At 34.4% G+C, this 11,652-nt stretch carries 8 protein-coding genes and 1 tRNA gene; all 9 read right to left on the reverse strand.

What is annotated here, in order from left to right; all coding sequences use genetic code 11:
* Window positions 1–27 precede the first annotated feature (27 nt).
* The gene (gene cooS, locus EG57_RS0224240; RefSeq protein ID WP_032079650.1) at window positions 28–1,920 is read right to left on the reverse strand and encodes an anaerobic carbon-monoxide dehydrogenase catalytic subunit; all 1,893 of its coding nucleotides are present in this window, start codon (window positions 1,918–1,920) and stop codon (window positions 28–30) included.
* Between the two features lie 1,186 nt (window positions 1,921–3,106).
* Complete coding sequence (locus EG57_RS0224245) at window positions 3,107–3,973, reverse strand: sulfite exporter TauE/SafE family protein (RefSeq protein WP_032079651.1); 867 nt, start codon at window positions 3,971–3,973, stop codon at window positions 3,107–3,109.
* A 67-nt stretch (window positions 3,974–4,040) separates the two neighbouring features.
* Window positions 4,041–5,048 carry a proline racemase gene (locus tag EG57_RS0224250; RefSeq protein ID WP_032079652.1) on the reverse strand — a complete coding sequence of 336 codons (1,008 nt, stop codon included), beginning with the start codon at window positions 5,046–5,048 and terminating at the stop codon, window positions 4,041–4,043.
* Window positions 5,049–5,094: 46 nt separating this feature from the next.
* On the reverse strand, window positions 5,095–6,342 hold the full coding sequence (locus EG57_RS0224255; RefSeq protein WP_032079653.1) for a glycine/sarcosine/betaine reductase component B subunit: 1,248 nt from the start codon (window positions 6,340–6,342) through the stop codon (window positions 5,095–5,097).
* A 109-nt stretch (window positions 6,343–6,451) separates the two neighbouring features.
* Complete coding sequence (prdB, locus tag EG57_RS0224260; RefSeq protein ID WP_032079654.1) at window positions 6,452–7,177, reverse strand: D-proline reductase (dithiol) protein PrdB; 726 nt, start codon at window positions 7,175–7,177, stop codon at window positions 6,452–6,454.
* Window positions 7,178–7,189: 12 nt separating this feature from the next.
* Window positions 7,190–7,636, reverse strand: a complete 447-nt coding sequence (locus tag EG57_RS0224265; RefSeq protein WP_032079655.1) for a CBO2463/CBO2479 domain-containing protein — start codon at window positions 7,634–7,636, stop codon at window positions 7,190–7,192.
* Complete coding sequence (gene prdA / locus EG57_RS0224270; RefSeq protein ID WP_032079656.1) at window positions 7,636–9,411, reverse strand: D-proline reductase (dithiol) proprotein PrdA; 1,776 nt, start codon at window positions 9,409–9,411, stop codon at window positions 7,636–7,638. Before prdA ends, EG57_RS0224265 begins: the two co-directional genes overlap by 1 nt.
* A 125-nt stretch (window positions 9,412–9,536) precedes the next feature.
* The gene (gene prdC / locus EG57_RS0224275; RefSeq protein WP_032079657.1) at window positions 9,537–10,832 is read right to left on the reverse strand and encodes a proline reductase-associated electron transfer protein PrdC; all 1,296 of its coding nucleotides are present in this window, start codon (window positions 10,830–10,832) and stop codon (window positions 9,537–9,539) included.
* 627 nt (window positions 10,833–11,459) lie between these two features.
* Window positions 11,460–11,534, reverse strand: a tRNA-Trp gene (locus EG57_RS0224280).
* Window positions 11,535–11,652 lie beyond the last annotated feature (118 nt).

The raw sequence follows: 11,652 nt of genomic DNA on the forward strand, positions 1-11,652 counted from the left end.
ACTTTATATTACTTTAATTATACTACTTTATATTCCTAATTTTTTACGTTTTTCATTAATTCTGTTTACTATTTCATCTACTGCTTTATGTGGATCTGGTTGTATAAAGAATTTAGCGCCTAACCAATCCTCCATTTTATTAGTTAAGATATCTACAACTTCTGGGCTGCCTGTTACTGGAGGAACAACACCAAGCCAAGTATCAATACCAGAAGCTACTACATAGCATCCTATTGAAACTGCTTTTTCTGACATCCATTCTGGAGCTACACCAACTACTGGTAAGTCGCTTATATCTGTTCCTAGTTGATTAGCTACAGAACCAACTAACTCTAAAATACGACTTATATCAACGCAAGATCCCATATGAAGTACTGGTGGTATGTCTACTAATTCACATACTTTTTTAAGTCCTGGACCTGCAAGTTCTCTTGCTTCCTTCTTAAGTAATCCTGCTTTAGCTGCTGCTTGAGCTGCACAGCCTGTAACAACAACAATAATATCATTTTTAATTAAACCTTTTATAGTTTCTATATGACCAAAGTCATGTTGAACCTTTGGATTATTACATCCAACTACACCTGCTGCTCCTCTTAAGACACCTGCAACTATAACGTCTCCTAAAGGTTTTGTAGTCTGCATTGGACCTATTTGTGAGTTTACAACTCCATCTAATTTATTTAATATTTCTTCTGTACTATATCCAACTATTGCTTCTGATTTAAGTTCTGGTATCATAACCTTACTCTTATCTCTATTTTTAAAGTTCATTATTGCTGCTTTTACAATTTCTCTAGCTGTTTGAAGTGGATGTTCTTCATCCATTTCCATACGTACTGATCCTTTAATATAAGCTTTTGGTGAAGTTGTTATAAATTTAGTGTGATATGATTCAGATAATTTTGCTAGTGCTGGGAATATACATTGTACATCAACTACTAAAGCTTCAACAGCACCTGTTACTACTGCCAATTCTTGCTGCATAAAGTTTCCAGCCAATTTAATACCATGTCTCATAGTAGCTTCATTTGCAGTACAACACATACCACAAAGATTTATTCCATCTGCTCCCTGTTCTTTAGCTAAAGCTATCATTTCTGGTTCTTCTGCTGCTTGTACAATCATTTCTGAAAGTGATGGCTCATGACCATGTAAAACAATATTTACTGAATTGCCTCCTAGAACTCCTAAATTTGCTTCAGTATCTATTGACTTAGGCGTTCCAAACATTATATCACTAAACTCTGTAGCCATATATGATCCCATCCAACCATCTGCAAGTCCACATCTCAAAGCCATTTTAATCATAGGTTCAGCATCTGCCATACAACCTATATGTGTTGAATGCATGATTGAAACTACTTCTCTATCAAATCCTCTAGGAGTTATACCTAAGTTATCCCAAATTTCTTTTCTCTTTTTAGGAAGAGTTGGTGGAAAATTAACTTCTCCCATTTGTCTACCAAAATCATTTAATCCTGCTTGTGCAACATCATGAGCTATATCGTATATATCTCTACCTTCTGTTGGAACATTAAATCTTTTTGCTACTTTCATCAATTTCTTTTCATCTTTAACTTTTATATCACCATCAGGGGATGTATGATATAATTCGAGAGCTATACTTCTACCATGATCTGAGTGAGCTGCTGCTCCACCTGCAACCATTCTAGCAAAGTTTCTGGAAACGATAACACCTGCGTCAGCACCGCAAATACCTCTTTCTACACCTTTTCCTGGAACTGGGCTTACTCTACAAGGTCCTAAATTACAATTTCTACAGCACACACCTGCAGCACCAAAACCACAGGCTGCCTTTAATTCTGCTTTTCTGTCCCAAGCTGTTTTTACGCCATCTTTTTTAGCTTTGTCCAACATTTCAAGTGTAGTCTTGTCGATTGAAAGTACTTTTTCATCCATTTTAATAAATTCCCTCCTTGCTGAATTACCCCTTTTAAATATATTGGAGTTAATTCCTCTTAATTACCTAAAACCCTATTGTTTTTTATTTAGAAAATAATTGTATATAAAAATTACAATTATAATCTTTTTCATTTAATTAATAAAGAAATTATGCTTATGCACCTCAAAAACGTTAAAAATTAAACATGTATTTTCGTAAAAATCTTAATATTGCAATAATTATCATGCGAATTCAGCCTTGTTTTTTTATTTTTTATAATCTAATTTGGTAAATTATTGAATAAGATTAAACATGATTTTTAGCATTTGTAAAAATACTTATTAGAATTCAAAGTGAAAAATGCATACACTTTTTAAAGATTTTTAAGAAAATATTTAAACGACTTCATAAATGTCCTTCTAATCATTATAATATCACAACCCATATATAAAATGCAAAATATTTTTTATTATTTTTCCATGGAAATTTCCAAAATTTAAGTTTACATATGATTACTTTAATTATTTATTTTTCAATATAAATTATATTATGTAATAAAAACCTATTATTTGGTTTGTCATTATAAAATTCTATTTTTCACACATCAGATTGTTAATTTTTTAATTATCATTTATTTTAACTCAAACATTTTGAAAATTTCTGAAAAATAGTTTACATATATTATAATTTTTAACCTGTTCCAAGCTTTTTACCATTAATACATATTCGATTTTTTTCGACATTCGCATTGAACTTCTACAAAAAAAACATACTTTTAAAATGGCGATAACATAAAAAAACAATATTTCTTATACAAATTTTATATGTTATTTCCATTATTTATATGAAAATTATAATAAAAAATTTTTTTTATTAATCTAAAATAAATTTTTATAAAAAGGATAAAATTTGCACAAGAGCTATAATTTTATCCTTTTAGAGATGGGCGTTAATAACGTTTTTGCCTTAACAATTACTATTATATAAATTCTTCTTTATAAACTTTTATATATCAAAATTATGAATTATAAACTATTTTGTAAAAATAGGATACCATATTTTTTTTTTAAAATCATCTTACATACTGATTATTTTTCTTACATAATTTTTACATGGTGTCTAACAAAACCTAAAAAAGCCATGTTAACCTCAACATGGCTTTTCTTTGTAATTTTAGTATGTTAAAAATTTTAGTACCACTTTTTATTTATTTTTTCCAGTAGACCTGAACATCATTATGGCTGTATAAACTATTACTATATCAACCAACCATTTTAATATATTAAGTGGAAGTTCCTTAACTATATAAGCTGCAATAAGTACACCCACTACACCAAATACAGTTATTGCCATGGATGCTTTTCTGTCATAAGCTCCTTCTTTGACAAATTTAGCTGCTGCAACAGGCATCAAAAATGCACATGATCCCATCATTATTGGAAATGCAACCTTAGCACTCATACCAAGAGCAAATACTAAAGCCATACATGGTGCATATAATCCAATACCTAATGTCATCAATGCTCCTAATATTAAGTTTCCAATAATAGCAGCTACTAATTTACCTCCAGCAAGACCTATTTCGGCTCCACCTACAGGCATTAAACCAAGCTGTCCTGCAAGCATAATCAAAACAACAACGAGTAATGCACTACCCATTCCAACCTGCACTTTTCTTTCATCAAGTTTGGAAACAAAGCCAGCTCCAAAATATGCACCTACAGTTGCTGCTGCAAGCATGGTGAACAGTGTCACAGGTTCAACTTTAATGACTGTAATAAATATAAGTGCTTCTACTACAACTGGAATTGTACATGAAACATTTAATGTTCCAGGTATAGTTCTGTCTGCGGATAATTTAAAATTCTTTAATAGCGCCGTAGTAGGTGCAAAACTCCCTATGCCTAAAGTATCAAAAAAATTTGTTATAAACCCTACAGCTCCTAACGCAAAGAAATTACTTGATTCTAATTTACCATCTTTGGATGCTTTAGCATAATCAATAAAAAATACTACTGCAAAATAAACTGTTAGTGCCAGCATAACTCCTAATACTGCTTTTATTAACATTTAATATCCTCCCTTTTAATTAGCATATCTACTTTTAGTTTTCAATTTAGCAAACATCTAAATACATTTATTTTAATATAAATCCATATTTAACTGGATCTTCAGGATCTATTAGGTACTGGCTGAATCCTGTAATATAAGCACTTCCTGTTATCTCAGGAACTATACCATCAAATTCTCCCACTTTAGTTTCGCTTAGTATTTTTCCTACAAATTTTGTGCATATTATACTTTCATTTATTATTGAATCTCCAACTTTAAGTTCTCCCTTTGCATATAAATCTGCAAGCTTTGCACTGGTACCTGTTCCGCAAGGAGACCTATCAACTTGTCCTTGTCCAAATACTACTACATTTTGTACATCTGCATCAGGGCTCTTTGCTGGTCCATAGAATTCACAAAGGTCCACAGTTTTTATGTGCTTTAACACCGGATGCTGTACTTCCACTTGTTCATTAACTGCATGTATTATTTTCATGCCTATGTCATTAAGTTTAGCTGTATTTGCAGGTTCAAGTTCAATATTTAAATCTGCTGCTTTAACCAATGCAAAAAAACTTCCTCCAAAGGATATGTCCATTGTTATATCTCCAACTTCAGGGACATTTACTACCACATCTTTTTTATATAGGAATGCCGCTACGTTTACTATAGAAACTTCTTTTGCCTTTCCATTTTCTACTTTAACTCTTGCTTTTATTATTCCAGCAGGTGCTTCAAGAATAACGTTTGTATAAGGTTCAATTACAGGAACAATTCCCATTTCAACAGCACAAGTAGCTGCGCCTATGGACCCATGGCCACACATATTAAGATATCCACCACCATCCATAAATATTACTCCTATATCTGCTTCTTTGCTGAAAGGTTCAGTATATATTGCTCCAAACATGTCATTGTGCCCTCTTGGCTCAAACATAAGCATTGTTCTTAAATAATCCATGTTTTTTTGAAGATATTCCATTTTGTCAGGCATAGTTTTCCCTGGTATCTTTGGAAGTCCACCAATAACTATTCTAGTAGGCTCTCCCATAGTATGTGACTCTACTGTTTGTATAATTTTTGTAGCTCTCATATTTACTCCTCCTCATATTTCTTTAGTAGATGAATCAATTTCTCAATTATAATAGCGAATGAATAACTCCATCTCTGCATTGATTTGGTGTAATCACATATGGTATATTTTTCGAATCCCTCATATTGTGAGCTCCAAGAAATCCACCTGGCTCATATGGGAATATAGCAGTATCATACATATTTCCTAGGCCGGATATAATCTTTACAAGGATAACTTTACGCTTTCCTGGCCGTGCAATATCGCTGAACTCTTCTCTTTTGTATGGCATATTATCTAGATTGAAAAGCATCTTTCTAATTTCCTGAATAATCCAGTCCGCTGCTCGATGTCCGGCCATAATACCTTCTGCCGTTCTTCCTTCTCCCTCTTCAAACAATACATCAATGTGGAGAATATAATCAGTGGACTTTGGAGTCCCTGCACGGTCTAGTACAACCTGATTTTTCAAAAGCCCTTCTGAAGAACCGATATTAGACGGTTGAAATCCGCTCTTATCTTCAACACCAGTTATCATGACAGTTACCCCTGAAAGTAAATGTGTAACGCCCTCTCCCAGTTCTCCCCTAACTTTGCAAGCAATAGGAGAATAGTCAAGGTTGGAATTAACAAACATATCATACTTTCCTGGCTCAATAATGCTGACCTTAATATCCTTGATTCTTGGTTCCGACTGAATCAGGTTCTTTTCAATTCCCTTTCTTATAGTCAGAACACCATGGTCAATCTCTGTCTTCTCACTGAAACGAACTTCATGAATATGAAACACCTTATGGGTCAGCCTACGTAAATTCTGTTCTGGTTCATCCGATAATATATCTACTGGTTTGCCAACCTTCCGAAGCTTATTTTTCATCAGTGCAACAGCCTTCATTGCATCGTAATCCGTCAAATTGTTCTCTCCTACAATACAGGATTCATATCCAACTGCACTTTTATTGAAATCTATCACACAATCCACATATCTGTTAGTACAAACAAGCCGTCCTTGCTGAGCAATATAACTGAGTCCAACACTGGGAATACCCCGAATACCAAGCTGTTCAATTACATTAGTAAAATCCACATGATGGTTTCCCCATGCATCTATTGCAACAATTGCAGCATCTGCATGTAACATCTGCGCAATATCGCCAACCCGTTTTGAAGTATAAATTTTATCATCACACACTTCAGATACACCATCTACAATAATACCTGTAAATTCAATATCTTTTTCCTTTGAAAGCGCTTCTGTTAATGGACAATAAAAGTGGTGCATTGTTGTCATTTTAATACTTGGTCCTAACCCCATGATATACCTCCTTTCTGCATGACTCATTATTTTATATTTGTAATAAAAAATTATGGAAAAAGACTGCCATAATATGACAGTCCTCTTACAGTCTTTTATTGAGACAAATTTATACGTTATGACGGTATTCGTAAGGTAATATCTTTGTTGAATTAAAGCTTGGGCAATCACGAATCCATTCTAAAGATTCTTTTATAATTGCTGTCTGTTGTGGAATGTTATGTGGTTCGCCGGCATTTGATCCAATTGGCACATGAGGAGCTGTAATTCTAGGCGCTCCCTGCTGTCTTGCAATTGGAGGAAGTGCAGCGATTACGCAGCAACTCATACCTGCTTCTTCGCAGCATCTAGTAACAATTGTTGCTGAACGATGGCAGGTTCCGCATCCACCTGTGCAAAGAACGATATCTACATCTTGCTCTTTTAATTTGCGAGCAATTTCTGGACCTGTCTCATTCATAAATTTTTCAACGTTTCCGCCACCGCCCATAAATGTATAAGTTTCCTTAGGCAAAGAACCAATGAATCCTTCGTCTACCAATTCATGAAGACGATCAATTGGAAACATGGCGTTAACATCTTTATTAATATCGGAGTTATCAAATCCTCCATGTGTTACCATTAACTGATCAGATGGTGTATCAAATGGAATTGTGCGATAAGAGAAATCACCAGATGTATTAAATGGTGTCTGGCTCTTTATATGAATTCCACCTGCAGTAATAAAAGCAACCTTGCATTCACTTAGTGGTTTTTTCAATTCTGTAAATATAGGTTTTGGTGTAATAGGTACGAAGATTTCAGATTGCATCCCTTTTTTTGTTGTTAATTTCATTGTTTTTCCTCCTTAAATTGATTCTACTGGGATATCCCGTTTGCCAATCACTTTCATACAACTGAAATAGAACTCCACATCCTGTCCTTCTTCCATAGTGACTGGCGTAAATGCCCAACGTCGTGGCACTCCTATGGTTCCCAAATCATTCATTATTGCCACTTCTATGGCAGTATCATTTACTTGTACTATTTTTCCCCCTAGTAAGCATGGAGTTATCTCGTGATCCGTTTTCATATCCGAACAGTCATAATCATATGGATCTTCTACCACCTGAATATAACTGAAATAAAATTCCATCTCTTGACCGATGCTCAAAGCCTCATGGCTTATAATCAGGCGTTTGGGAACTGTAATAACTCCCAAACGACCATGAAGATGAACCTTTACCCTGTCTGCAGACACATCTTTCACAAGTCCTCCCATTTTCACAGGGTTAATTATATAATCCATTACCATTAGTGTAATGTTCCACTTTCAACAAGCTTTGTTTCAGGAAGCCCTAAAATCTTATTGTTTGCGTTGATAACATCATTGTTCCATTTCTTTTCAGCTGGTTTGATTTCCACTCCTGCCATTCTATTCTTCAACATCTGGATTGCGCGAGTAGCTACTTCTGAAGTTACACATGAGCAACCTGCGATATCGTTTTCAAATCCGCCCTTATCCATATTTTCTTCAACCATTGCTGTAGCATATTCATTACCAACTACCAATTGACCTTGATATGCACAGAAGGATACACCAACTACTGGAATACCTCTCTTTCCAGCCTGACCAATATGCTGAATGAAATCAATATGGTTATTTCCAAAGCCTTCTGTTGTAATGATAACGCCATCAAGATCTAGTGATTCAAGCATAGAACCAAGTCTTTCAGATACCCAAAGTTTTTCATCATTAACCTGTGGTGAACCAACAAAGATAACACCTACCAAGTCCAATTCATCATCTGCTGCCAAACCTTCTACTAGAGGTTCTCTAATATAATGACGTGTCATTTCTTTTGTTGCAGGTCCAATACACGTCAATGCATGGATTGACCCATCTCTTACTTGATTTGGTGTTAATATAATCGGAACATTACCGCAATCTACATTCTTCTGTCCGCCAAGAACTCCACAAGGCTCTATTGGGCAGATAACATTGTCATGCATAGCGCCCTGTCCCATAATTTCTTTTATTAATACTACACGAGGATTTCCTGCTCTGCGTACATCTTCACAGATTTCTTCACGAACAACTTCACCTTCATACTCTTTCAGTTCATCTCTAATTTCCTGGATAATGTAATCTTGACATTTATGTGCTGCAAATGGGCCCGGTCTTGTCATGCCTGATAGTCTTTGAATAACTGCATGGCAACGAATTATAATATCATTTTCATCTGCACATCCAGGATGTCCAAAATACATCTTCTCATCCAAATATCCTTCAGAAGAACCAAACTCATGAACCTGTACGCCATCTTCGTCTACACCAGTAAGCATGAATACAACACCATCAGCAACCTTTGTGATACCTTCGCCAAGTTCGCCTTCAACTTTTGTAGCAATTGGACAAACATCCATGATTGTTTCTGTATACATGTGTCTTTCATTTGGATGAATAACTTCTAATTTAAGACTCTTACATAAAATATCTTTTGTTACTGCACTCTTAACAATATCTTCATCAATGGTAATAACGCCATCTTTGATAGAAGTTTTATTTCCAAGCTTTACATCTGAAATTTTAATGTGCTTTTTTACAAGATTGTGAATTACTTTCTTCTCTCCACTTTTCTCTGTCACTTCAGCAGGTACTGCAGGTGCTGCTCCAGCAAATACAGGTACATCCAACTTTAAGCCCTCAAATTTTTCTGCCTTTCCAATTTCAATATGAATCATTCCGTTACCTCCAACTCTTGACTGAACTTCCGAAGCAGCTTCAACTTTATGTAATGCTTCGGATACATTTTCTTTTGTTGCTTCTTCTATTTCGTTGACCTTATCAAGTACGTCTCTTGTAATTGGTGTAAGTGCTTCAACATCCTGAAGCAGTGTGCTTCCAATTACCTGCTCAATACGTAAACCATCTGGACTTAATGTTAAGAGACCCGCTTCCTGCATATCTTCAAATAATCCCGGATCTTCCAGATCTGCTGCACTAATAGCCAAGCCTTTTTTTCTTCTGCAACAAAAGATTGCAGGATCTTTCAAGTGGTGCTGCAATGTTTCCTGTGTGATAGACATTTTTAATTCCTCCTTACTTTTCTTTTCTAAATCTTCTTATCATTTTATATTTAACAGCGCACATTGCCCCGTCAGTAAAACAATAAGGCAGTAATTTTAACTATATACATTTTTAATTCCTCCTATTACTCTTCTTCTCTAAATCTTCTTATCATTTTATAATTAACGGCGCGCATAGCCCCATCAGTACAATGATAAACCGGTAATTTTAACTGTGGTGCACATGACATTACAGTATTGCTACAATCTGTACAATTACTGATCAGTACCGCCTGTGCTCCTGCTTTCTTTAATGCCATTACTTTCTGTACCTGTCCTGGACATCTCCCAGGATTTTCACATTTTCTTGTGTTTTTAATTTGTTTTGCTTGCTTACAATACTCAACCCCTACTACTTCAGAACCCATACTTGATGCCTGTTCTTCTAGACGTTCTTTATTTGCACCACATGCACAAACCAAAAGTCCGATCTTTGACGGTCCCGGCATAAAACTCTCAGCTGCGATAATTCCTCCAGTTGTCTTAATAATTGGTGCCTCCAAAGAAGTTCTCTTGCCAGTAAATGGCCCTCCCATAATAAGTTCACCGTATTCTTCGCCAATCCCTCCTGACATTTCTAGCACTTTTGCCACATTTATTCCAAGTGGAACATCCATTAATACATGAATAGATGCATTTTCTTTTAGTTTTCCAGCTACTGTCATATCCTTATCCATAAGCGGTTTTTTATCTTCTATGGCTTCCCGTATGCGAAACACGGTCTCTGAATTAATAACTACTGCATCTGCTGCCATGGGAAGTTGTTCTGGTTCCAAAAGAATTCCAAGTGTCTCCCTAACAATGGCACGCTCCTCACCCATTGGATAAATATTATCCAGTGCATAAACAGAAATTCGGCTATTTGTATTTGCCTTTTTGATTTTTTCAATTGCTTCTCTATGAATTCCTTTTACAGCCACAATTCCTTTTTCAGCATTGACAAGTTTCATGATTATCATTAGTCCATTCAAAAGCTTTTCCGGCTCTTTTTCAATTCGCGCTATATTATGTGATAAAATCGGTTCACATTCAGCAGCATTAATTATGACAGTTCCTTTTTTTTCAAAACAGACATTTAATTTCACATAGGTTGGAAACCCAGCTCCACCTAGCCCTACAATTCCAGATTCCTCAATCAAATCTTTTGGTGTCTTCCCTTGTAAAGGTATGTATTCTTCAAAATTTGTCTGTGATTCTTCAATCACAATCCGGTCTATATCAACAACTTTTACTTTACCATCTACACTAGAAAAAATATTGCTTCCTAGTGCTCCTTGTGGCTTTCCTGCTATCATCTGACCTCTTTTTATAAGATCATTTTTTTTAACCAATGGTTCAGATGGAGTCCCTACATGTTGTCTGAGTGGAAAAACAAAATCCATGAATATACACCAACTTTCTGAAAAAAGCAGACAATCGTGTAAATTGTCATACATTTCTCTGTTTTTTCTGAACTTGCATTATACTATGCTTTATTTTAGTAAAAGCTTATATTTATCTTCCAAATTTACTTCTCCTAAAACACAATATATTTGATAAAAAATTAACTCTAAATCAGAACATTTTACTTTTTATACTTTATATTAATAGCAATTCGCATGCCAATCTACATAATAATTCTTATAAAAAAAATTTTTTACATGTAACCTATTGTAAAATCAATACTTTTTTATTTTATCAACATATTTTTCATATATATAAAAAACTTTCATTTGTTAAAAAATTGTCCAAATCTATACAGTATTTTTCTAATATATTCAAATTATTTCCTTGAATATATTGATAATGCTGGTTTCAGTGAAATAAAAATAAAGTGTCCAAATTAATACACTTGTATTAATTTGGACACTTTATTTTGTACTCTTCTATTTTATTATAAGTATATTGTTATTAATATTTTTAACTAGAGCCACATATAATTTTTACCATGTTATAATCAAAATTTTTTAAAGGTAAAAAATTAAAATTTCCTATAAAAAAAGGTTTTTCGATATTCGAAAAACCTTTTTTGGCAGGGGCAGTAGGATTTGAACCCACAACCAATGGTTTTGGAGACCACTACTCTACCGTTGAGCCATACCCCTAAGACATTGTTTATTATACAGCATATTATTTTAAATTGCAAGTTTTTTTTAATTATTACAGAAGTTTAGCACTTAAAAAATTTTTAGGACGGTAGTCCTTTGGATTGTAAAGCTTTAT

The organism is Clostridium drakei (genome assembly GCF_000633595.2).
Classification (GTDB): domain Bacteria; phylum Bacillota; class Clostridia; order Clostridiales; family Clostridiaceae; genus Clostridium_AM; species Clostridium_AM drakei.

What these genes read in the sequence shown, in the direction of transcription:
- cooS (WP_032079650.1), bottom strand. Translation starts at nt 1,920, where the DNA reads ATGGATGAAAAAGTACTTTCAATCGACAAGACTACACTTGAAATGTTG.
- EG57_RS0224245 (WP_032079651.1), bottom strand. Translation starts at nt 3,973, where the DNA reads ATGTTAATAAAAGCAGTATTAGGAGTTATGCTGGCACTAACAGTTTAT.
- EG57_RS0224250 (WP_032079652.1), bottom strand. Translation starts at nt 5,048, where the DNA reads ATGAGAGCTACAAAAATTATACAAACAGTAGAGTCACATACTATGGGA.
- EG57_RS0224255 (WP_032079653.1), bottom strand. Translation starts at nt 6,342, where the DNA reads ATGGGGTTAGGACCAAGTATTAAAATGACAACAATGCACCACTTTTAT.
- prdB (WP_032079654.1), bottom strand. Translation starts at nt 7,177, where the DNA reads ATGAAATTAACAACAAAAAAAGGGATGCAATCTGAAATCTTCGTACCT.
- EG57_RS0224265 (WP_032079655.1), bottom strand. Translation starts at nt 7,636, where the DNA reads ATGGTAATGGATTATATAATTAACCCTGTGAAAATGGGAGGACTTGTG.
- prdA (WP_032079656.1), bottom strand. Translation starts at nt 9,411, where the DNA reads ATGTCTATCACACAGGAAACATTGCAGCACCACTTGAAAGATCCTGCA.
- prdC (WP_032079657.1), bottom strand. Translation starts at nt 10,832, where the DNA reads ATGGATTTTGTTTTTCCACTCAGACAACATGTAGGGACTCCATCTGAA.